We start from the raw sequence: 22670 nt of genomic DNA, 5'->3' as shown, positions 1-22670 counted from the left end.
CCGCTCCCGTCCCGCCCACATGCCGATCGCGCCTTACAGGCGCAATTCCGCCATTGCCTGTGTGATCTCGCTTTCGCCGATGGTCTGGCGGATCTTCTTCAGGTGCTCCTGTTCGCTCCACAACTCGAACTTGTCGCCCATGCCCAGCAGCACCGCCCTCTTCTCGATGCCGGTGGTGGCGCGCTGGCTGGCCGGCAGCAGAATGCGCGCCGCACTGTCGGGCTCGACCACCGCGGCCGCGCCGACCAGCTTCATCTGCATGTCGCGATGTGCCTTGACCACCTTGGAAAGCACGTTGACCTGATCGCGCACCAGTTCCCACGCCGCGTACGGGAACAGCCACAGGCAGCCCGACTCGAACGGGTTGTAGGTGATCACCAGACGATTGGCGCACTCGCCCGCGACCTGCTCCCGGTAGACGGTCGGGATGGTCAGGCGGCCCTTGTCGTCGATGGTGATGGCGGTTTCGCCCTGGAACACGGTCAGTAGACTCCACTAAAACCCACGATTTCACACTGGAACCCACGATAATCTCGCCCCATGAGACTGTCAAGGGAATTTCGCTTGTGAATCAAGGAGTAAAGGCGGAATACTGACCATATATGCAGCATATTCTGAGGAACACCGGCAAGGTATTTGAAAGCAAGGAATTTTTTTCAAACCGCACCATGCCGATTCGAGCCCGGATCGGGCGAAATCCGGCCGGATCGGGCCGTACCGCCCGGGCCGGGATGAATCGCCGTTCACGCAAACGCCTTCACCACCACCGCAACACGGACGTTGCGGTGGTGGTGAAGGCGGGAAGAGGTGGAGTCGGCCTGTAAGCCGGGTTCTGTACGCCTTGCGGCGCGACAGTCATTCCTCTCGGCCAGGCGTCGCCGCCTGGCTCCAGCAACCTACCCGGGAACAACGCGGGCCGCGTTATCGTTCCCCTATTTGGTCTTGCTCCGAGTGGGGTTTACCGTGCCGTACGGCGTTGGCCCCGTACGCGGTGCGCTCTTACCGCACCCTTTCACCCTTGCCTGATCCTCTTGCGAGGCCATCGGCGGTCTGCTCTCTGTTGCACTGGCCGTCAGCTCACGCTGCCCAGGAGTTACCTGGCACTCTGCCCTGCGGAGCCCGGACTTTCCTCGATGCACTTGCGTGCGACGCGACTGTCCGGCCGACTCCGTGGACAAGAATACAGGAGCGGGTGGAGGGGAGTGAGAAACGAGAGAGAACAGGAGCCGATACAGCGGCTTTTCTCCACCGTCACTCCTCTTCACTCGCTTCTGTAAAGCTCCTTGCGCGGCGCGCCGCTGATCGCGGCAGCGAGCTTCGCCGCCTTCGCCGGCGGCAATTCCTCGCGCAGGATCGCGAACACGCGCTGGCCCTCGGCCAGCTTCGCATCGGCCTCCTCGCCCCGGCCGGCGACCAGGACCACGCATTCGCCGCGTTGCTGGTCGGGGTCGGCGGCGACGCGCTGGGCGAGCTCGCCCAGCGGCTCGCCCAGCACGGTCTCGAACAGCTTGGTCAGCTCGCGCGCCAGCACCGCCTCGCGCCCGGCGCCGAACACGTCGCACATGTCGGCCAGGCTTTCGGCGACGCGGTGCGACGATTCGTAGAAGATGATCGTGCGCGCGTCGCCCGCCAGTTCCTGCAGGCGGCTGCGCCGCGCGGCCGTCTTCGGCGGCAGGAAGCCCTCGAACACGAAACGGTCGCTGGGCAGGCCGGCCACCGACAGCGCGGCGATCGCCGCGCAGGCGCCCGGCACCGGAATGCAGCGGATGCCCGCCGCGCGCGCGGCGCGCACCAGCCGGAAACCCGGATCGCTGATCAGCGGCGTCCCCGCGTCGGAGATCAGCGCCACCGCATCGCCATCCTGCATCCGGCGCACGATCGCCTCCACCGCGTCGCGCTCGTTGTGCTCGTGCAGCGCGATCAGCGGCGTATCGATGTTGTGATGCACCAGCAGCGGCCGGCTGTGGCGGGTGTCCTCGGCGGCGATCACCGCCGCCGCACGCAGGGTCTCGATCGCGCGGGCGGACAGGTCGTCGCGGTGGCCGATCGGCGTGGCGACCACCCACAGGCAGCCTGGCTCTAATGACATCTGCGAACTCCTGCGCCGTAAGCCGGCAAACCGATCCGCTATGATCGCGCATTGACGACCATGACGAACAAGGGATTTCCCATGCGCTTCATGCGCCACTCGCGCGCCGTCGCGACCGGACTGCTGTTTTCGCTGGCACTGGCCGCCTGCGTGCCGGCGAACGCGCCGCGCTCGCCGGCCGAGATGGCCGCCGCACAAGGTGCCGAATCGCTGGCGCGGCAGGGGCAGTACGACCAGGCCGCGCAGGCCTACCTCAACCTGGCCACGCAATCGAGCGGTCACGCCGACAGCTACCGCCTGCTGGCCGCCGAGGCATGGCGCGAGGAAGGCCAGCTTGCCCGCGCCGCGCCGGTACTGGACGGCATCAAGCGCCAGCGTCTCAGCGGCGACGAACCGGTGCGACTGGACCTGCTGCGCGCCGAGCTGGCGCTCGACCGGAACGATGCAGCCACCGCGCTGCGGCTCACCACCCAGCCGACGGTGGCGGTGCCCGCGCCGCTGCAGCTGCGGTTGCTGGAGTGGCGCGCCCGTGCGATGGCAGCCAGCGGCGACCACTGGGGCGCCGCCCGCACCCGTGTACAGATGGACGACCAGCTGAGCGGCTTCGACCATACGCAGAACCGCCAGCAGATCCTCGACCTGCTCGGCCAGGTCGGCGTCGATTCGCTCAAGCAGCGCGCCGCCGCGATGCGTCGCGGCGACCGCATGCTGCCGTGGGTCAACGAGGCGCTGAGCCGGCTCGGTGTCGCCGTGGCCCAGCCGCCGCCGGAACTGCAGCAGCCGGTCGGCACCCTGCTGCCCGGCGCCGACGCGAACGTGCGCGAAGGCTACAAGGTGCCAGCCCAGATCGCCCTGCTGCTGCCCAATGACGGCAACTATGCGGCCGCCAGCACGGCGATCCGCCAAGGCTTCTTTGCGGCCTACATCGACGCCGGGCGCAACCGCGCGCCACGCCCGTCGGTGCGCGTCTACGACAGCCAGGGCACCGCCGACGGCGCGGTCAAGGCCTACCGCCAGGCGGCCAGCGACGGCGCCAGGCTGGTGATCGGCCCGCTGACCCGCGGCGAGGTCGCGGCCACCTTCGGCCAGCCGACCCTGCCGGTGCCGCTGCTCGCACTGAACCACCCGGACGACAAGCAGCTGCCCAGCGGCGAGGCCAGCGAATTCGGCCTGCTGCCGGAAAGCGAAGGCGCCCAGGCCGCCGACCACATGGTGGAGCGCGGTCTGCGCCGGGTCTACGTGGTGATCTCCACCGACGATTTCGCGCAGCGTGCGGCCAGCGCCTTCAAGGCCGAACTGGCCGCCCGTGGCGGGGAACTCGCCGGCACGATCACCCTGCCGCCGGGCGCCACCAGCTACGCCAGCCTGATCGCCGACCTGCACCTGCCTGCCGGCGCATCCGCAACGGCCGCTCCCGCCGGGCCCGCGGCGGCCGGCGCCCCGGCCACCGGCAGCACGGCGGGCGACAGCGGCATTTTCATCAGCATGCGCCCGAACCAGGCGCGGCTGCTGCTGCCGCAGTTGCGCATCGCACGGGTCGAGCTGCCGGTAATCGCCACCTCGCACGTCTACGAAGGCAGCGACGACGCCTCGTCCAACCGCGACCTGGACGGCGTGGAATTCTGCGATGCGCCGTGGCTGTTCAACGCCCAGCCGGGGCTGCCGAACCACGACGAGATCGCCGCCCGCCTGCCCGCCGCCCGCGGCGGCGCGGCGCGGCTGTTCGCCTTCGGCATGGACGCCTGGAACCTGGTGCCGTACCTGGAATGGCTGCGCGCCCATCCGGGCAGCTACGTGCCCGGCGCCAGCGGCCAGCTCACCGCCGACCAGTTCGGCCGGGTACGCCGCGTGCTGATCTGGGCCCAATTCCAGAACGGCCTGGCCCGTCCGCTGGGCGGCAGCCTGCAGATGGACGACGTGCCGTCGAACGCACCGCCGGCCGCCTCGCCCGCACCGGCCAGCCCGTCATCCAGCGGCGGCAGCTTCCAGTCCGTCCCGGGCTGTGATGCACGCCGCCGGCGACGATTTCGAACAGCGCGCCTGCACCGAGCTGGAACGCGCCGGCCTGAAGCTGCTGGCGCGCAATTACACCACCCGCCACGGCGAGCTTGACCTGGTGATGCGCGATGCCGACGCCGTGGTATTCGTCGAGGTGCGCTACCGCAAGAGCGCCAGCCACGGCGATGCCGCCAGCTCGGTCACCGCGGCCAAGCAGGCGAAACTGATCCTCGCCGCGCAGCACTGGCTGGCCGCGCATCCGCAGCACGCGCGGCGCAGCTGCCGCTTCGACGTGGTCAGCTATGACGGGCCGCCCGACGCGATCCGACACGAATGGCGGCGTGGTGCATTCGAGGCCGGCTGACCTGGCCCGGCTGATCTGAGGCAGCAAATTCTTTCCACGAGTGGACTACGCTTCGCCGATGCCCCTGTCTACCGCATTGCTCGCCCGCCTGCGCGAAATCTTTCCCGACGACGCGCTCGCCACGGCCACCGACGAACGGCGCGACGCCGCCCGCGACAATTCCCGCCACGAACACCTGCCCGACGTGGTGGTGTTTCCCGCCTCGCACGCGCAGGTCGAAGCACTGGTGCGCGCCTGCCGCGCGCACGGCGTGCCGCTCACCGCGCGCGGCGGCGGCACCAGTTCCACCGGCGCCTCGGTGCCGGTGGCGGGCGGCGTGGTGGCCAACTTGATGCGCATGGACCGCATCCTGCGCATCGCCCCGGACGACCGCCTCGCGGTAGTGGAACCTGGCGTCACCAACGAGGCGCTGCAGCAGGCGCTGGCGCCGCACGGCTTCTTCTGGGCACCGGACCCGGGCTCGGCACCCTGGTGCACGGTGGGCGGCAATCTCGCCTGCAACGCCGCCGGGCCGCATGCGGTGAAATACGGCGCCACCCGCGACAACGTGCTGGGCCTGGCCGCCGTGGCCGGTACCGGCGAGAGCTTCCGCTGCGGCACGCAGACCAGCAAGAGCGCGATCGGCTACGACCTCACCCGCCTGCTGATCGGTTCGGAAGGCACGCTGGCGGTGATTACCGAGGCCACGCTGAAACTCACGCCCAGGCCCGCCGCGCTGCGCAGCCTGCGCGCCAGCTACCGCGACGCCGCCAGCGCCGCGCTGGCGGTGGCGCGCATCATGGCGCAGCCGGCCACGCCCTGCGCACTGGAGTTCATGGACGCGCTGGCGCTGAAGCTGGCGCGCGAACACCAGCCCGAGGCCGGTGTGCCCGAGACCGAGGCGCTGCTGCTGATCGAACTGGACGGCGCACCCGATGCGCTGGAGGAGGCCTGCGCCGCGGTCGAGGCCGCCGCCCGCGTGGACGGCCTGGTGCAGCTGGAGGTGGCGCGCGACGAAGCGCAGACCCGCGCGCTGTGGGCCGCGCGCAAGTCGCTGTCGTTCGCCCAGCGCGCGGTCACCCAGCACAAGATCAACGAGGACGTGGTGGTCCCCGTGTCGCGCCTGCCCGCGCTGGTGGACAGCGTGCGCGCGCTTTCGGAAAAGCATGCCGTGCCGATCGTGAGCTTCGGCCACGCCGGCAACGGCAACCTGCATGTGAACTTCCTGCCGCGCGACGTGGACGAGATCGAGCGCGCGTACGCCGCCCTGCCCGAGTTGTTCGAACGGGTGATCGCGCTGGGCGGCACGATATCCGGCGAGCACGGCATCGGCGTGGTGAAACGCGAGTTCATGCCGCTGGCGCTGTCGGGCGCGACGCTGGGCCTGATGCGCGGCATCAAGGCCGCGTTCGACCCGGACGGCATCTTGAACCCCGGCAAGCTGCTGCCATGAGCCGGGACGAATCCTTCGAGCACCTGATGGCGCGCATCCGCGCCTGCCGCCTCTGCGAGAAGCACCTGCCGCTGGGACCGCGTCCGGTGCTGCAGGCGTCGCTGCAATCGCGCCTCTTGATCGTGAGCCAGGCGCCGGGGCGCAAGGTGCACGAGAGCGGCATCCCGTTCAACGACGTGAGCGGCGACCGCCTGCGCGACTGGCTGGGCGTGGACAAGCCCACCTTCTACGACGCGGGGAAAATCGCCATCGTGCCGATGGGCTTCTGCTTCCCCGGCAGCGGCAAGGGCGGCGACCTGCCGCCGCGGCCCGAATGCGCGCCCGCCTGGCATCCGCTGCTGCTGCCGCGGCTGACGCAGGTGCGGCTGACCCTGGCGATCGGCCAGTACGCGCAGGCCGGCATGCTCGGCGGGCGCCGCGGCCGCACGCTCACCGATACCGTGCTGGCCTGGCGCGAACACCTAGCGCACGGCGTGCTGCCGCTGCCGCATCCCAGCCCACGCAACCGGCTGTGGCTGGCGCGCAATGCGTGGTTCGAAACGGACCTGCTGCCGGTGCTGCGCGAACGCGTGGCCGCGGCGCTGCACGCACCGGGCTGAGCCGCGCCGCGGCGCGCCTTGCCGCCCGCCCGCCGATTCCTCTACCCTGCCCGGGCTTCATGGCCACGGGGCCGTTCCCTCGGCCTTTCCCCGGGGAATCCGACATGCTGGACAGCGGCCGATGAGCATCAAGCTCCGCCTCGTGGCGATGAACTTCCTGCAGTTTTTCGTGTGGGGCGCGTGGCTGATCACGATCGGCGCGTACTGGTTCCAGTACCGCCACTGGTCCGGCGCGCAGTTCGGCGCGATCTTCTCGACCATGGGCATCGCCTCGCTGTTCATGCCCTCGCTGATGGGCGTGATCGCGGACAAATGGCTCAACGCGGAGAAGCTCTACGGCCTGCTGCACATCGGCGGCGCGATCGTGCTGTTCATCGTGCCCTCGATCGACAACCCGAACGCGCTGTTCTGGGTGATGCTGCTCAACATGATGTGCTACATGCCGACGATCTCGCTGGCGATCGCGGTGGCGTACAACGCGTTGAAGAGCGACGGCGCCGACGTAGTGCTGGTATTCCCGCCGATCCGCGTGTGGGGCACGGTGGGCTTCATCGCCGCGATGTGGACGGTGAGCCTGCTGCACCTGGAAACCTCCGGCGGCCAGTTCTACGTGGCTTCCGCCGCGGCACTGGTGCTGGGCCTGTACGCGTTCACCCTGCCGAAGTGCCCGCCGCGACTGCGCGGCCAGGGCCATACCTCGTGGCTGGATACGCTGGGGCTGACCTCGTTCGCGCTGTTCCGCAACGCCAAGATGGCGATCTTCTTCCTGTTCGCGATGATGCTCGGGGCGGCGCTGCAGCTCACCAACGCCTACGGTGACACCTTCCTGCACGACTTCGCCAAGGTCGACGCGTACAAGGGGATGCTCGCGGTGCGCTACCCGGCGATCATCATGTCGATCTCGCAGGTTTCCGAAACCCTGTTCATCCTGGCCATCCCGTTCTTCTTCAAGCGCTTCGGCATCAAGACGGTGATGCTGATCAGCATGCTCGCCTGGGTGCTGCGCTTCGGCCTGTTCGCCTACGGCGACCCGGGCCCGGGGCTGTGGATGATCGTGCTGTCGTGCATCGTGTACGGCATGGCGTTCGACTTCTTCAACATCTCCGGCTCGCTGTTCGTCGAGGAGCAGAGCGACCCGGCGATCCGCGCCAGCGCACAGGGCCTGTTCATGCTGATGACGAACGGCATCGGCGCGATCCTGGGCAGTTCGATCAGCGGCGTGATCATCGACGCCTGGTTCACCCATGCCGACGGCAGCAAGGACTGGCACGGCATCTGGATCAGCTTCGCGGGGTACTCGCTGGTGGTGGCGGTGCTGTTCGCGATCCTGTTCCGGCACAGGCACGTGCGCGGCGAGACGAGGGTGCCGTTGCACGTGTGAGCCGCGACGATCCGGCCGCATCGGCCGATTGTTATTGCAAATCATTTTCATTTAACATGCGCCTCCACCAACCGGAGGCCGCATGCCGTTCCCTGTCTGCCCGCTCGTTCGCGCGATCGTCCGATACATCAACCACGTCGTGCAGACCATGGGCGACAACGATACGTACTTCGCCCGCCGCGGCCGCATGGCCCCGCTGACCTGGCGGCACGTGTTTTGAGCAGGCCCGCCGCCGGACCGACACCCTGGCGACTGCACGGACGCGTGCGGCAGTGGCTGCAGCGGCTGCACCTGTGGCTCGGCCTCAGCGTCGGCGTGGCGTATGCGCTGATCACGCTCAGCGGCAGCCTGCTCGCCTGGCAGCAGCCATGGCTGCGCGCGGCTTACCCGCAGCTCGCCGGACACGCCCTGCCCAACGAGGCGCAACGCGCGGCGGTGCTCGCACGCATCGCCGCGGAATGGCAGCCGCAGGACCTGCGCGCGGCCGACCTGCCGCTGCCCGGCCTGCCCGTCTGGCAGCTTTATTTCGGCGACGGCGCGCGCCGCTACCTCGACCCGGCCAGCGGCGAGCTGCTGCTGACGCGCGCGCCGCGCGGCGACGCGCTGCAGGTGCTGCGCGAGTGGCACACCCACCTGCTGGGTGGCGAAACCGGCAAGGAACTGCTGGGCATGCTCGGCTGGCTGGTGCTGTGTCTGCTCGTGTCCGGGCCGCTGCTGTGGTGGCCGGGCCGACGCCACGTCGCCGCCAGTCTGCGCCCGCACGCGCAGCCGCCCACGCGGCGCTGGCTGAGTTGGCACCGCAGTACCGGCGTGCTCACCCTGCCGCTGATCCTGCTGCTCAGCCTCACCGGCACGCTGATGGTCTACGGCGCCGGCACCGGCCGGGTGCTGCGCGCGATGTTCGCCGAGGCGGCGCCACCGCCACCGCCCGCGGCGATCACGTGGCGCGACGCCCCGATCGACTGGGCCGCCGCGCTGGCCGCCGCCGAGCGCGCCCTGCCCGGCGCCGCCCCGCACCGCGTGACGCTGCCGACAGCCGGCAACGGCCAGTTGGCAGTCCGCGCGCAGGCCCCCGGCGAGTGGCACCCGGTGGGGCGCAGCACGATCTGGCTCGACCCCTGGAACGCCACCGTGCTGGGCAGCCACGACGCCACCGCCGACGGCCCCGGCACGCGCATCAACAACGCGGTCTACCCACTGCACTCGGCCAGCGTAGGCGGCCGGGCGTGGCGGCTCGCCGTGACCGTGGCCGGCGTGCTGCCGCCGTTCTTCCTGGTGACCGGCTTCCTGTTCTGGCGCGCACGGACGCGGCGGCGCGGCTGAACGGCGCGGCTCATCGCGTTCGAACCGGCGCAGTTACAATGGCGGGATGCAGATCGGCCCTTACCGCATCGACCCGCCGCTGGTGCTCGCCCCGATGGCGGGCGTCACCGACAAGCCGTTCCGCCTGCTGTGCAAGCGGCTGGGCGCGGGGCTGGCCGTGTCGGAGATGACCAACGCCGACCCGAAGCTGTGGCACACGCGCAAGTCGCTGCACCGGATGGACCACGCCGGCGAGCCCGAGCCGGTCAGCGTGCAGATTGCCGGCTACGACCCGGCGATGCTGGCCGAGGCGGCGCGCTTCAACGTCGCCAACGGCGCGCAGCTGATCGACATCAACATGGGTTGTCCGGCGAAGAAGGTGTGCAACGTGTGGTCGGGCTCCGCGCTGCTGCAGGACGAGCCGCTGGTGGCGCGCATCGTGAAGGCGGTGGTGGATGCGGTGGACGTGCCGGTGACGCTGAAGATCCGCACCGGCTGGGATCGGCAGAACCGCAACGCGTTGAACATCGCGCACATCGCCGAGGACGCCGGCATCGCCGCGCTGGCCGTGCACGGCCGCACCCGCGCCGACAAGTACGAGGGCGAGGCCGAGTACGCGACCATCGCCGCGGTGAAGGCCGCGGTGCGCATCCCGGTGCTGGCCAACGGCGACGTCGGTACCCCGCAGCAGGCGAAGCACGTGCTCGAGCTCACCGGCGCCGACGCGGTGATGATCGGCCGCGGCGCGCAGGGGCGGCCGTGGATCTTCCGCGAGATCGCCCACTACCTGGCCACCGGCGAACTGCTGCCCGAACCGGAGCCGGCCGAGGTCGCCGTGATCCTGCTCGGCCACCTCGAACACCTGCACGCGTTCTACGGCGAGCAAGCCGGCGTGCGCATCGCGCGCAAGCACCTGGGCTGGTACTTGAAGTCTATTGAACAGTGCGGCCCGGATAGCCGCCTTGTGTCCGCGCAGGGAAGCGCGTCCAGGCTCGAGCTCCGGCCGGAGAACGCGGCATTCCGCCAGGTGGTCAACCGCGCCGAAACGGCCGGCGAACAGCTGCGCCTGACTCGCGACTATTTCGCCGCATTGGCCGACGACCTGGCACGGGCGGCCTGAGCGGCGGGAAAAAAACGCGCATCGGGCCGCTCAGACGGCATCCGTGTGGATCCAGTAGCGATGCAGCCGCTGCGCGCATCCATCCAGCAGGAAACCCAGCGCGCCGATCAGCACGATCGCCGCCATCAGTTCCGAGTATGCCAGCCGGTCACGCGTATCCAGGATGAAATAGCCCAGCCCGGAGCTGACCCCGAGCATCTCGCACGGGATCAGCAGGATCCAGATCATGCCGATCGCGATGCGCACGCCGGTCAGCACATGGCCGAGGATGCCGGGCACCACGATGCGTCGCAGCAGCTCGCCACGGCTGGCACTGAGGCTGCGCGCCAATAGCAGCCAGCGCGGGTCGAGCTGGCGCACGCCGGCCGAGGTGTTGAGGATGATCGGCCACACCGCGGTGATGGTCAGCAGGAAGTAGATCGGCGCATCGCCGATACCGAACACCATCACCGCGATCGGCATCCACGACAGCGGCGAGATCATGCGCAGGAACTGGAACGCACCACTGGTACTGCTGTCCAGTACGCGCGAGCTGCCCACTGCCACGCCGATCGGCACGCCCAGCAGCAACGCCGCCAGCAGGCTCACCAGCACGCGTTTCAGGCTGGTCAACGCATGCCCGGTCAACTGATTCTGCGCCAGCAGTTCATACAGGCTGCGGAAGGTGTCGCGCGGGCCCAATGCGCTGGCCAGCGGCATGCTGCGACCAAGCCAGTGACTCCCGGCCGACCACAGCACGAGCAGCACGAACAGGCCGAACAGGCCCAGTCCGACACGGGTGCTGGAACGTGGAAAAGAGCGGCTTGCGTTCATGGTGTCCGTAGTCTGTGCAACGTCTTTCGGAATGCCCCGGGCGGCCGTCGTTGCCTTCAGGGCGCGGCCGCTCAGGCGCTGACCTGCTCGCGGCGGGTATAGCCCTCGGGCAAACCGAATGCGGTCATGCCACCCGAACCCGCGATCGCCTTGCGCACGAAGCGGTCATCGACCAGGTCGCGCGCCACGAAGGCCGGGTCCAGCCCGGCGAGGAAACCGTTGCTGCCTTCGACGTAGGTGTTCTTCAGCATCGACACCAGCGTCTCGGTGTAACTGGGGTACGGGTACGGCTGGAAATCGATGCGGTGCTGCTTCCACTCGGGATGCCGGATCGCGCCCGCGGCGACGTAGGCCGCCTCGTCGGACGGTGGCGGCGCCAGCACCTTGGCCAGGGTCTCGCAGGCGTGGGGGGTGTAGCGGCCGTCCCCATCCTTGGCCAGCAGGCGCGCGGTTTCCTGGCGGTGGCCACGCGCCCATGCCTGCGCCTGGACGATGCCATTGACCACTTTCTGCGACCACTCGGGACGCTCGCCCAGGTCACGCTCGTGCATCTGCACCACGCAGCAGGCGTGGTCCTTCCACACGTCGCCGGTGAAACGCAGCACCTTGCCGACCCTGAGGGTCTCGGCCAGCGCCACGAACGGCTCGGCCACGATATAGCCGGCAATCCGGCCGCTGGCCAGCGCCGGCAGCATGTCCGAGGGCGCCATCACCACCAGCTTGACCTGCTTCGGGCCCGGCGTGCCGCTGCCGATCGGCGCGAGGCCCTGACCCTTCAGCAGGTGCTGCAGCACCACGTTGTGCACCGAATACCAGAACGGGATCGCCACCGTGGCGCCGGCCAGGTCGCCCAGCCGGTTGACGCCCTTGCTCACGGTGATCGCCAGCGCCGAGCCGCACACGTGGTTCCATGCCACCACCTTCGATGGCGACTTGCTGCCATAGCGCGCCCAGATCGTCATGGGCGAGAGCATGTGCACCACGTTGACCTGGCCGCTGAGGAAGGCCTCGACGAGCTGCGCCCAGCTGCGGAACAGGCGCGGCCTCTCCACCGCCAGCCCCTGCCGCTGGAACAGCCCGCGCTGATGCGCCACCAGCAGCGGGGTGGCGTCGGTGATCGGCAGATAGCCGATGCGCACCGGCGCATCCGGCTCGGCCGCCACCGCGCGTTCGAAGCCCTGCAGCAGCGGCAGCGCCCCGGCCGCGGTGAACAGCGCCGACAGCTTCAGGAAGCGGCGGCGTGAAGCCTGGGTGTCGGCGGTCTCGTTGCTCACGTTCGGGTCTGCTCGAAAGTCGGAAAGGGGCGCTCAGGCCACGGCACGCCGGGCGGCGGCACTGGCCGCGTCGCCATGGCGGGCGCTGCGCAGGGCCTGCACGATCTCCACCCTTGTCCGGGCCAACTCGGTCGGCACCGCATCGCGCGGACGCGGCTGTTCGATGCGCCATTCGCCGATCAGCCCGGCCGGCAGGCCACCGAGCAGCAGGATGCGATCGGCCAGGATCAGCGCCTCGTCGATGTCGTGGGTAACCAGCACCGCCGCGGTGCGATGCCGCGCCGTGATCTGCTGCAGCAGGGCCTGCATGTCGCCGCGGGTGATCTCGTCCAGTGCGCTGAACGGCTCGTCCAGCAGCAGCAGCTCCGGCTGGCGCGCCAGGCAGCGCGCCAGGGCCACCCGCTGGGCCATGCCGCCGGAAAGCTCGCCGGGGTAGCGCCGCAACGCATGCAGCAGATCGACCTCGGCGATCGCGGCACGCACGCGCGCACGCCGCGCCTGTGCCTCCAGCGCCGGCTGGTGCTTGAAGTCGAGGCCGAAGCCCACGTTCTCCTCCAGCGTCAGCCACGGCAGCAGGCAGGGATCCTGGAACACCAGGCCTACCCGCGGATGCGGCCCGCGCAGCGGCTCGCCGAGCACCCGTACGACGCCGCTGTCCGGCGCCTGCAGCCCGGCCAGCACGCGCAGCAGCGACGACTTGCCGACCCCGCTCGGCCCCAGCACGGCCACCACCTCGCCCGCTTTCAGCTGCATCGAGAAGTCGCGCAGCACGGCGTGGTCGGCATGGCCGTAGCTCAGGGCGATGCGGCTGGCATCCAGTATGCCGGCATGCAGAGGTGTCGTGGTGGTGGCCATGTCTGCCTTCAATCAGGTATCCGGAAAAAATCGTCCTTGCTCACGCCACAATCGGGACAGCCCCAGTCCGCGGGAATCGATTCGAACGGCGTGCCGGGGGCGATACCGTCTTCCGGCAGCCCGGCGGCCTCGTCGTAGATGAAGCCGCACGGCCCGCACATCCACTTCGCCATCACGCCGCCTCGGCGCGCTGCCGACCCTGCTCGAGATCATGGATCTCCTTGCGCAGGTGCTTCAGCGCCGGCGTCACGATCGCCACGAACACCGCCTCGCGCAGCTGGCGCTGCGCCGGATGGCGCATCAGGTAGCCGCGTGCGCCGGCATGCAGCACCGCCGAATTCGCCGCGCGCAAGGCCAGCTCGGATGCCGCGGCACGCAGCTTCAGCACCGGCAGGATCGGGCTCGGACCGGCCTGCGCCTGCCGCGCCAGCGCGACGGCCTGCCCCCGCAGCGCATCCAGCGCGTCCTGCAGCTCGCCTTCCTGATCGTCGAGGAAACCATTCACGTGGGCGTGGCTGGCATTGCTCTCGCGCAACGTCTTCAGGCAGCCCTCGACCACGCCGAAACCCATGCCCGCCTGGCCCAGCACGAAACCGGCCTTGATCCGCTGCAGATGGGCCGCGAACTGCGCCGGATGCGCCAGCACGCTGTCGGCACCGACGACCACGTCCCTGAAGCGCAGGTTCAGCGTACGGGTACCCTCCATGCCGGCGAAATCCGGGCACGGGTGCAGCTCCAGTCCCTCGGCGCGGCCATCCACCGCGAACATGAGATAACCGCCGCCCTCGACCGACGCAGCCACGAACGCCAGATGGTCCGGCCCCATGTTCGACACCCAGGGCAGCACGCCGTTGACCACGTAGCCGTCGCCACGGCGGCTCGCGGCAAGGCGGATCTTCTCGATCCCGGCCAGGTGCTTCACCGCATTGGACATGCCGGTGCCGGCCAGCAGTTCGCCGCGCGCGACCCGGTCCAGGTAGCGCGTGCGCACCGCTTCCATCGGCGCATGCTGCAGGTACCACGCGCAGGTGGACTGGCACCACACCAGGAACGCGGTCGCGCCACAGACACTGCCGACCCGGGTGGTGATGTCGATCTGCCGCGCCAGGTCGAGCGCATGCGCGCCAGGCGCATCCTCGACATGCGCGCCGAAGCCGCCCAGGCTGCCCAGTTCGCGCAGGAACGCCTGCGGGTAGAAACCCTCGCTATCGATGATTCCGGCGAGTGGCAGCAGTTGTGCCTGGATTTGATCGGCAATCGCCTGCAATGGCGCGTCGATGGCGCTGGATGAACTCACGTCGTCTGCTCCGCGGCCGCTTCAGGCAAACGCCTGCAGTTCTGGATTGATCGGTGTCCGGGCCAGGTTGTTGGCGTAGTTGCACAGGGTGGCCAGACTGACGCCCAGCACCACCTCCAGCGCGTTGCCCTGGCTGTAGCCGGCGTCCAGGAAGTGCTGCAGCTCGTCGTCGGAGACGCCACCCCTCGCCTCGATCACCGCCAGCGTGAACAGCGCCAGCGCGTTGAGCTTCGGGTCGGCCAGCGCGTTGGCGCCGCGCAGCGCTTCCAGCAGCGGCTCGGGCATCTGCAGCTTCTTGCGCGCGACGGCGGTGTGCCCGGCCACGCAGAAACCGCAGCCGTTGCGGGTGGCGGCGGTGATCTGGATCACCTCGCGCTCGGTATCGGTCAGGCCGTTGCGCGCGTTGATCGCGCTGACCGTCTGGTAGGTCTCGATGGCGGTGGGCGCATTGGCCAGCACACCGAGCAGGTTCGGCACGAAGCCACTGTTTTTCTTCGCAGCAGCCAGGCGCGAACGAGCCTCATCGGGCGCACTTTCGGGGGTTTGTATGGTGATGCGGCTCATGCCTCTACCTTGCATATGGATGTCTGGACGGCTACCACCATGCCTATGCGGGTCGTCCGGTGGCAAAGGACCATATGCCATGTGCTTATAACCACGGAGCGTGACGAGGCTGGCCACCGCCCTCGCGATCGCGCCATTGACGGCACCCGCCGGCACGTCTATCGTTGGCCCCGCTGGTTTAAATATCCTTTTATCCGTATAAAAAGATATATAGCAGGGAATCCGGTACAGACGCCGGAGCTGCCCCGCAGCGGTAGGCGGGCAGGCCTCACCAGGCCTGCCCGCGAGCCCGAATACCTGCGCCAGCCGAAAGCGTCCGCGCTTTCGTCCGACTTGGCGTGCCCGCGCGGAAACCCCCGCCCGGACACGCCGATTCGCCCGCGGGGGCGAAGGTCGAAGGCGGGCTCCGGCCTGCCGACTCCTTCGTTTCTCTTTGCTCACTTCTGCAAGAGGAATCAACACCATGTCACTGGTCACTCATGCGGGTTTCCCGCGCATCGGCGTGAAACGCGAACTCAAGCGCGCGCTCGAATCCCACTGGCGCGGCGACACCAGCGCCGACAGCCTGCAAGACACCGCCCGCGCGCTGCGCCGGCGCCACTGGCAACTGGCACGCGACGCCGGCGCCGACGTCGTGCCGTGCAACGACTTCAGCCTGTACGACCACGTGCTCGACACGGCCGTGCTGTTCGATGCGATCCCGGAGCGCTACCGCCCTGTATTCGCCGAAAACCGTCTGGATGGTTATTTCGCGATGGCCCGCGGCCACAAGCGCGGCGGCCACGACCTGCACGCGCTGGAAATGACCAAGTGGTTCGACACCAACTACCACTATCTGGTGCCGGAACTCCACGCCGGCCAGCGTTTCGCCCTCGCCGGCGACAAGCCGCTGGCCGAGCTGCGCGAGGCGCAGGCGCTGGGCCATCGCGCGCGGCCGGTGCTGCTGGGGCCGGTGTCCTTCCTGCTGCTGTCCAAGACCGTGGACGGCAGCGACCGGCTGGCCCTGCTCGATGCCCTGTTGCCTGCCTACGCCGAACTGCTGCGCCGGCTGGCCGAGGCCGGCGCGGACTGGGTGCAGCTGGACGAACCGTGCCTGGTGCTCGACCAGGACGCCGACGACCACGCCGCCTATCGCTGCGCCTATGCGGCGCTGGCCGCGGCCGGCGGCCCGAAGATCGTGCTCGCCAGCTACTTCGGCGCGCTGGGCGACAACCTCGCGCTCGCCGCCGGGCTGCCGGTGGACGGGCTGCACGTGGACCTCGTGCGCGCGCCGGAACAGCTCGACGCGGTGCTCGACGCGCTGCCGCCGGATCGAGTGCTCAGCGCCGGCGTGATCGACGGCCGCAACGTGTGGCGCAGCCGCCCCGAACGCGTGCTGCCGCTGCTGCGCAGGGCGCATGCGCGCCTCGGCGGACGGCTGTGGCTGGCGCCGTCCTGCTCGCTGCTGCACGTGCCGATCGACCTCGACGCCGAGACCGCGCTCGACCCGGCGCGCCGCGCCGGCATGGCGTTCGCGCGACAGAAGCTGGAAGAGCTGCGCGTCTACGCCGATGCGCTGGCCGGCGATGCGGAAGCCGAGGCCGCGCTGCAGGCGCAGCAAACCCTGCTCGACCGGCAGGCGCAGCAACCGGGCGTGTGCAATCCCGCCGTGCGTGCCCGCCTGCACAAGCTGAGCCCGCAGATGACGCTGCGCCGCTCGGCCTACGCCACGCGCCGCGTCACGCAGGAGGCGGTCCTGGCACTGCCGGCGCTGCCCACCACCACCATCGGCTCGTTCCCGCAGACCGACGAGTTGCGCAAGGCGCGCGCCGCGCACCGCGCCGGCAGGCTGGACGATGCGGCCTACGAGCAGTTGCTGCGGGCCGAAGTCGGGCGCGTGGTGCGCTTCCAGGAGGAAATCGGGCTGGACGTGCTGGTACACGGCGAGCCCGAGCGCAACGACATGGTGGAGTACTTCGGCGAGCAGCTGGACGGCTACCTGTTCACCAGGCTCGGCTGGGTGCAGAGCTATGGCTCGCGCTGCGTGAAGCCGCCAGTGATCTGGGGCGATGTGGCACGCCCCGCGCCGATGACGGTGCGCTGGTCGACGTATGCGCAATCGCTCACCGGGCGGCCGATGAAGGGCATGCTCACCGGGCCGGTCACCATGCTGCAGTGGTCGTTCGTGCGCGACGACCTGCCGCGCGAAACCGTGTGTCGGCAGATCGCGCTGGCATTGCGCGACGAGGTGCATGACCTGGAAACAGCCGGCATCAAGGTCATCCAGATTGACGAGCCCGCGCTGCGCGAAGGCCTGCCGCTGCGCCGCGCCGACTGGCCGGGCTACCTCGCCTGGGCGGTGGAAAGCTTCCGCATCGCCGCCGGCGGCGTGCGCGACGCCACCCAGATCCATACCCACATGTGCTACTCGGAGTTCAACGACATCATCGAGGCGGTGGCCGCGATGGATGCCGACGTGATCTCGATCGAGACCAGCCGCTCGCGGATGGAACTGCTGGACGCCTTCGTGCGCTTCCGCTATCCCAACGGCATCGGTCCCGGCGTGTACGACATCCACTCGCCGCGCGTGCCCGCCCAGGCCGAGATGGGCGAGCTCGTGCACAAGGCACTCGGGGTGTTGCGCCCGGACCAGTTGTGGATCAACCCCGACTGCGGCCTGAAGACCCGCGGCTGGCCCGAGGTGGAGGCGGCGCTGCGCGGCATGCTGGCCTGTGCCCGCCAGCTGCGTGCCGAACTGGCCACGGCCGCCTGAACCGGCCATGTGCCGGGGCCGCAGCCCGGCGGCCATCCAGACGTCTGAACACCGTGCTAACCCCGTGGTCACCAGAATCGCCGCGGGCTGCAAAACCGGGGGCAGCGATGTATCATGACCGACCTCTTTTATCTTTCTATCCGTACAAAGGGATATAAACCGCGATGTCCAACTACCTGTTCACCTCCGAATCGGTCTCCGAAGGCCATCCGGACAAGGTCGCCGACCAGATCTCCGACGCCGTGCTCGACGCGATCATCGCGCAGGACCCGCGTGCCCGCGTGGCCTGCGAAACCATGGTCAAGACCGGCGTGGCGATCGTCGCCGGCGAAATCACCACCGGCGCGTGGATCGACCTGGAGGCGCTGACCCGCAAGGTGATCGTCGACATCGGCTACGACTCCAGCGACGTCGGCTTCGACGGCGCCACCTGCGGCGTGATCAACCTGATCGGCAAGCAGTCGCCGGACATCAACCAGGGCGTGGACCGCAAGAACCCGGAAGACCAGGGCGCCGGCGACCAGGGTCTGATGTTCGGCTACGCCACCAACGAAACCAAGGACTTCATGCCGGCGGCGATCTACTACTCGCACCGCCTGGTCGAGCAGCAGGCAAAAGTCCGCAAGCGGAAGAACTCGCCGCTGCCGTGGCTGCGCCCGGACGCGAAGAGCCAGGTCACCCTGCGCTACGAGCACGGCGTGGCCACCGCGATCGACGCCGTGGTGCTGTCGACCCAGCATGACCCGTCGGTCAAACAGAAGGACCTGATCGAGGCGGTGCGCGAGTACATCCTGAAGCCCGTGCTGCCGGCCAAGCTGCTGCACAAGGGCACCAAGATCCACATCAACCCGACCGGCAAGTTCGTCATCGGCGGGCCGGTGGGCGACTGCGGCCTGACCGGCCGTAAGATCATCGTCGACACCTACGGCGGCTGGGCCCGTCACGGCGGCGGCGCGTTCTCGGGCAAGGATCCGTCCAAGGTCGACCGTTCGGCCGCCTACGCCGCGCGTTACGTGGCCAAGAACATCGTGGCCGCCGGCATCGCCGACCGCTGCGAGGTGCAGGTCAGCTACGCGATCGGCGTGGCGCACCCGACCTCGATCTCGGTCACCACCTTCGGCACCGGCAAGATCAGCGACGAGAAGATCGAGAAGCTGATCCGCAAGCACTTCGACCTGCGCCCGTACGGCATCCTGCAGATGCTCGACCTGATCCATCCGATGTACCAGCAGACCGCCAGCTACGGCCATTTCGGCCGCACCCCGCAGCTGGTCAAGGACGCCAACGGCAAGTCCTACACCACGTTCTCGTGGGAAAAGATCGACCGCGCCGAGGCGCTGCGCAAGGATGCGAAGCTGAAGTAAGCCGCATTTGCTTTGCGCGTGAAGAGAAGGCCGCCTCCGGGGCGGCCTTCTCTTGTTCGCTCAATGCAGCAACATTCCCGGCGGCAAATACGCGGCCAACCGGCGACGGTGATCGATCGGTGGCAGGCCGAAAGCCGCGCGCACGCGGTCGGCGGGTCGGTCACCCGATCTTTGTCGTCGGCGAAGCGGTAGCAAGAACGCGTGATATGGCAGCCCTTGTGGAAATATCAGGAGCGAGAGTGCGGCAGCGATCTCGTCAAAGCGGCGCGGCGCCTTCGCTCAGCAGCCCGTAGTAACTCTGGTAGATCCAGATGCGATTGCGCTGCTGACCGGTAATTTCATTGAGCAGGCCCAACCCCTGAAGGGCACCGATAGCCGAGCGTACGGTGGGCGGGGCTACGGTCAGCGTCTTGTGGATGGTCGGCGCATCGAGAATCGGGCGTCGGATGAACTGCTCGAACACCTGCAATGCGTTGCCGGCACGACGACCTAGTCCGCGCACTTTTTCACGATCTTCCGCAAACAGTGCCAGGATGCGCTGTGCGGTATCCACGGCCTGTTGCGAGGTGGATTCCACGCCTTCAAGGAAGAACAGCAACCAGGCCTCCCAGTTGCCGGTTTTGCGCACGGCGTCCAGTTGCGCGTAGTACTGCCGGCGTCGCGTCTTGAAATACAGGCTGAGGTAAAGCGAGGGCTCGCGCAGCACACCCTCGGCGCAAAGAATCAGCGCGATCAACAGACGCCCGACGCGGCCGTTGCCATCGTTGAACGGATGAATCGTCTCGAACTGCACATGAACCAGCGCCGCCTTGATCAGGGCCGGCATCTCGTTCCGGCCGGTGTGCAGGAAGGCTTCCAGCTCGCTCAGGCAATCCGCCAGACGCTCGGGCGGTGGCGGCACAAAGCCGGCCAGCGCGGGCGACTTGCCACCGATCCAGTTCTGGCCGATACGAAACTCACCGGGATGCTTGGTCGCGCCACGACCTCCACGCAACAGCACGCCGTGAATCTCGCGGATCAGCCGCAATGACAGTGGAAAGTCATCTTCGCGCAGGCGCTTGAGGCCATGCTGGAGCGCAGCCACGTAGTTGGACACCTCCTCCACATCGTCGATCGGCACCCCCGGCATCTCGGCCAGTTCGTACAGCAACAAGTCGGACAGCGAGGATTGGGTGCCCTCGATCTGGGAAGACAGCAAGGCTTCCTTGCGCACGTACTGATACAGGAACAACGCCGGGTCGGGCAGCATCAGGGTGATGCCATCCAAGCGACCAAGCGCCTGGTTGGCGCGCTCGAGCTGCGCAACCAGAGCAGGACCAAACACCAACGGTGGTTTTGGCGGCAGCGGCTTCGGTACGAAAGCCTTGTAATGACTGCCAGCGAGGCTGCCAGCCACGTAGTCACCGGTTCTTCGTTCCATGGCGCTGCCCCCGTTTTCCCAATCCAGGCACTGTAGATTTTTGAGAAAATTATGGCAATCAATTTTTCCTAAAATAAAACAGCCGCTGCCATGGGAAAGATTCGCGTTGCGCCTGCCTCAAGGGCAGATGGCCAACACGCTCCAGCTACAATGGCCGGATGTCCCTTATCCAACTGCAATGCGTCGACTTCAGCATCGGCGGCCCACTCCTGCTCGAACACGTCGATCTGTCGATCGAGGCGAACGAGCGGGTGTGCATCGTCGGCCGCAACGGCGAAGGCAAATCCACCCTGATGAAGCTGATCGCCGGCGAGCTGCATGCCGACGACGGCGAGGTGCGGATACAGAACGGCGTGGTGATCGCGCGGATGGCGCAGGAGGTGCCGCACGGCACCGAAGGCAGTGTATTCGACGTGGTCGCCGACGGCCTGGGCGATCTCGGCCATCTGCTGGCGCGCTATCACCACCTGCTCGACGAGGGCGACTTCGACGCGCTGGGCGACGTGCAGCACCAGATCGAGGCGCAGCATGGCTGGGACCTGGACCGCCGGGTCAGCGACGTGCTGACCCAGCTGGAACTGCCCGGCGAGACCGACTTCGCCGCGCTGTCCGGCGGCATGAAGCGCCGCGTGCTGCTGGCGCAGGCGCTGGTGCGCAAGCCCGACGTGCTGCTGCTGGACGAACCGACCAACCACCTCGACATCGAGGCGATCGGCTGGCTGGAAACCTTCCTCAAGCAGTTCGCCGGCAGCATCATCTTCGTCACCCACGACCGCAGCTTCCTGCGCGCGCTGGCCACGCGCATCGTCGAGATCGACCGCGGCGCGCTGACCGACTGGCCCGGCGACTACGACAACTACCTGCGCCGGCGCGAGGAACGCCTGCACGCCGAAGCCCAGGCCAACGCGCTGTTCGACAAGAAGCTGGCGCAGGAAGAAGTCTGGATCCGCCAGGGCATCAAGGCCCGGCGCACGCGCAACGAGGGCCGCGTGCGTGCGCTGAAGGCGCTGCGCGTGGAACGCGCGCAACGGCGCGAACTCGGCGGCAACGTGAAGATGACCGCGGCCAACGCGCAGGCCTCGGGCAAGAAGGTGATCGACCTCGAGCACGTGCACCAGGCCTACGGCGGTCGCGTGCTGATCGACGACCTCACCACCACCGTGATGCGCGGCGACCGCATCGGCATCATCGGACCGAACGGCGCCGGCAAGAGCACCTTGCTGAAGATCATGCTGGGCGAACTGCAGCCGCAGCGCGGCAGCGCGGAGCTGGGCACCGGCATCCAGATCGCCTACTTCGACCAGCACCGGCTGCAGCTCAACGACCAGCTCAACGCACTGGACAACGTGGCCGAGGGCCGCGAGTACATCGAGCTCAACGGCCAACGCAAGCACATCATCGGCTATCTGCAGGATTTCCTGTTCTCGCCCGAGCGCGCACGCGCGCCGATCACCCGCCTGTCCGGCGGCGAGCGCAACCGCCTGCTGCTGGCCAAGCTGTTCGCGCAGCCGTCCAACCTGCTGGTGATGGACGAGCCCACCAACGACCTCGACGTCGAGACGCTCGAACTGCTGGAAGAACTGCTGACCGACTACCAGGGCACCCTGCTGCTGGTTTCGCACGACCGCGCCTTCCTCGACAACGTGGTCTCCAGCACCCTGGTGCTGGAAGGCGAAGGCCGGATCGGCGAATACGTGGGCGGCTACAGCGACTGGCTGCGCCAGAAGCCCGGCCCGCGCAGCAGCACCAGCACGGGCAAGTCCACTGCAACGACACCGGCACCGAGTGCGCCTGCCGCACCGAAGCGCAAGCGCAGCTTCAAGGAACAGCACGAGCTGGAGCAGTTGCCCAAGCGCATCGAGCAACTGGAAGGCGACATCGCCGCACGCACCGCCACCATGGCCGAGCCGGCGTTCTTCCAGCAGGACAGCGCCGCCATCGTCAAGGCGAACGAGGCGCTGGTAGCGCTGCAGGCGGAGCTGGATGCGGCCTACGCGCGCTGGGCGGAACTGGACGCCTGACACCAGCCCTGCACGTCATCGTGCA

20 protein-coding genes, 1 other RNA gene and 1 riboswitch are annotated in these 22670 nt (G+C 68.4%); of the genes, 11 read left to right on the top strand and 10 right to left on the bottom strand.

The window, feature by feature from the left end; translation table 11 throughout:
* Positions 1–33 precede the first annotated feature (33 nt).
* The 3 genes from mraZ to rsmI form a co-directional block, all read right to left on the bottom strand.
* Positions 34–480 carry a division/cell wall cluster transcriptional repressor MraZ gene (gene mraZ / locus AC1Q5A_RS03995; RefSeq protein WP_492698545.1) on the bottom strand — a complete coding sequence of 149 codons (447 nt, stop codon included), beginning with the start codon at positions 478–480 and terminating at the stop codon, positions 34–36.
* 325 nt (positions 481–805) lie between these two features.
* Positions 806–1170, bottom strand: an RNA gene (gene rnpB / locus AC1Q5A_RS03990) — RNase P RNA component class A.
* 91 nt (positions 1171–1261) lie between these two features.
* The gene (rsmI, locus tag AC1Q5A_RS03985; protein ID WP_492698543.1) at positions 1262–2089 is read right to left on the bottom strand and encodes a 16S rRNA (cytidine(1402)-2'-O)-methyltransferase; all 828 of its coding nucleotides are present in this window, start codon (positions 2087–2089) and stop codon (positions 1262–1264) included.
* A gap of 81 nt (positions 2090–2170) precedes the next feature.
* Here rsmI and AC1Q5A_RS03980 point away from each other — a divergent pair, with 81 nt between their 5' ends.
* The 8 genes from AC1Q5A_RS03980 to dusB all read left to right on the top strand — a co-directional run bounded on the left by AC1Q5A_RS03980 (position 2171) and on the right by dusB (position 10285).
* Entirely contained in the window at positions 2171–4201 is a 2031-nt protein-coding gene (locus AC1Q5A_RS03980) for a penicillin-binding protein activator (RefSeq protein WP_492698541.1), read from the top strand.
* The gene (locus tag AC1Q5A_RS03975) at positions 4095–4451 is read left to right on the top strand and encodes a YraN family protein (protein ID WP_492698539.1); all 357 of its coding nucleotides are present in this window, start codon (positions 4095–4097) and stop codon (positions 4449–4451) included. Before AC1Q5A_RS03980 ends, AC1Q5A_RS03975 begins: the two co-directional genes overlap by 107 nt.
* 58 nt (positions 4452–4509) lie before the next feature.
* Entirely contained in the window at positions 4510–5883 is a 1374-nt protein-coding gene (locus tag AC1Q5A_RS03970) for an FAD-binding oxidoreductase (protein ID WP_492698538.1), read from the top strand.
* Positions 5880–6482: a uracil-DNA glycosylase family protein gene (locus tag AC1Q5A_RS03965; RefSeq protein WP_492698536.1), complete on the top strand. Its 603-nt coding sequence runs from the start codon at positions 5880–5882 to the stop codon at positions 6480–6482. Before AC1Q5A_RS03970 ends, AC1Q5A_RS03965 begins: the two co-directional genes overlap by 4 nt.
* A 121-nt stretch (positions 6483–6603) precedes the next feature.
* Positions 6604–7863, top strand: a complete 1260-nt coding sequence (locus AC1Q5A_RS03960) for a nucleoside permease (protein ID WP_492698534.1) — start codon at positions 6604–6606, stop codon at positions 7861–7863.
* A gap of 82 nt (positions 7864–7945) precedes the next feature.
* A complete protein-coding gene (locus AC1Q5A_RS03955; RefSeq protein WP_492698532.1) occupies positions 7946–8083 on the top strand; it encodes a hypothetical protein in 138 nt (45 codons plus the stop codon).
* The gene (locus tag AC1Q5A_RS03950; protein ID WP_492698530.1) at positions 8080–9186 is read left to right on the top strand and encodes a PepSY-associated TM helix domain-containing protein; all 1107 of its coding nucleotides are present in this window, start codon (positions 8080–8082) and stop codon (positions 9184–9186) included. Before AC1Q5A_RS03955 ends, AC1Q5A_RS03950 begins: the two co-directional genes overlap by 4 nt.
* A 46-nt stretch (positions 9187–9232) precedes the next feature.
* The gene (gene dusB / locus AC1Q5A_RS03945; protein WP_492698528.1) at positions 9233–10285 is read left to right on the top strand and encodes a tRNA dihydrouridine synthase DusB; all 1053 of its coding nucleotides are present in this window, start codon (positions 9233–9235) and stop codon (positions 10283–10285) included.
* 30 nt (positions 10286–10315) lie between these two features.
* On the opposite strand, the gene AC1Q5A_RS03940 is transcribed toward dusB, so the two are convergent.
* The 6 genes from AC1Q5A_RS03940 to AC1Q5A_RS03915 form a co-directional block, all read right to left on the bottom strand.
* Positions 10316–11098, bottom strand: coding sequence for an ABC transporter permease (locus AC1Q5A_RS03940; RefSeq protein ID WP_492698526.1), 783 nt, complete (start codon positions 11096–11098; stop codon positions 10316–10318).
* Between the two features lie 71 nt (positions 11099–11169).
* The gene (locus tag AC1Q5A_RS03935) at positions 11170–12372 is read right to left on the bottom strand and encodes an ABC transporter substrate-binding protein (RefSeq protein WP_492698524.1); all 1203 of its coding nucleotides are present in this window, start codon (positions 12370–12372) and stop codon (positions 11170–11172) included.
* Positions 12373–12405: 33 nt separating this feature from the next.
* A complete protein-coding gene (locus tag AC1Q5A_RS03930) occupies positions 12406–13227 on the bottom strand; it encodes an ABC transporter ATP-binding protein (protein WP_492698521.1) in 822 nt (273 codons plus the stop codon).
* An 8-nt stretch (positions 13228–13235) separates the two neighbouring features.
* Positions 13236–13400, bottom strand: coding sequence for a rubredoxin (locus tag AC1Q5A_RS03925; RefSeq protein ID WP_492698519.1), 165 nt, complete (start codon positions 13398–13400; stop codon positions 13236–13238).
* Positions 13400–14524 carry an acyl-CoA dehydrogenase family protein gene (locus AC1Q5A_RS03920; protein ID WP_492698515.1) on the bottom strand — a complete coding sequence of 375 codons (1125 nt, stop codon included), beginning with the start codon at positions 14522–14524 and terminating at the stop codon, positions 13400–13402. The genes AC1Q5A_RS03925 and AC1Q5A_RS03920 overlap by 1 nt, the downstream gene beginning before the upstream one ends.
* Positions 14525–14545: 21 nt before the next feature.
* A complete protein-coding gene (locus AC1Q5A_RS03915; RefSeq protein ID WP_492698511.1) occupies positions 14546–15088 on the bottom strand; it encodes a carboxymuconolactone decarboxylase family protein in 543 nt (180 codons plus the stop codon).
* A gap of 177 nt (positions 15089–15265) precedes the next feature.
* Positions 15266–15407, top strand: a riboswitch (cobalamin riboswitch).
* Between the two features lie 144 nt (positions 15408–15551).
* On the opposite strand from AC1Q5A_RS03915, the gene metE reads away from it, so the two are divergent.
* Positions 15552–17840 carry a 5-methyltetrahydropteroyltriglutamate--homocysteine S-methyltransferase gene (metE, locus tag AC1Q5A_RS03910; protein ID WP_492698507.1) on the top strand — a complete coding sequence of 763 codons (2289 nt, stop codon included), beginning with the start codon at positions 15552–15554 and terminating at the stop codon, positions 17838–17840.
* Between the two features lie 164 nt (positions 17841–18004).
* Positions 18005–19204, top strand: coding sequence for a methionine adenosyltransferase (gene metK / locus AC1Q5A_RS03905; RefSeq protein WP_492698505.1), 1200 nt, complete (start codon positions 18005–18007; stop codon positions 19202–19204).
* A 256-nt stretch (positions 19205–19460) separates the two neighbouring features.
* Here metK and AC1Q5A_RS03900 read toward each other — a convergent pair whose 3' ends face one another.
* Entirely contained in the window at positions 19461–20624 is a 1164-nt protein-coding gene (locus tag AC1Q5A_RS03900) for a Fic family protein (protein ID WP_492698503.1), read from the bottom strand.
* 158 nt (positions 20625–20782) lie between these two features.
* Between AC1Q5A_RS03900 and AC1Q5A_RS03895 the strand changes: the two genes are divergently transcribed.
* Entirely contained in the window at positions 20783–22645 is a 1863-nt protein-coding gene (locus AC1Q5A_RS03895; protein WP_492698501.1) for an ATP-binding cassette domain-containing protein, read from the top strand.
* Positions 22646–22670: the final 25 nt, after the last annotated feature.

The organism is Rhodanobacter sp. GW835-FHT13D09 (assembly GCF_058793995.1).
This window is presented reverse-complemented; position numbering and strand designations above follow the sequence as displayed.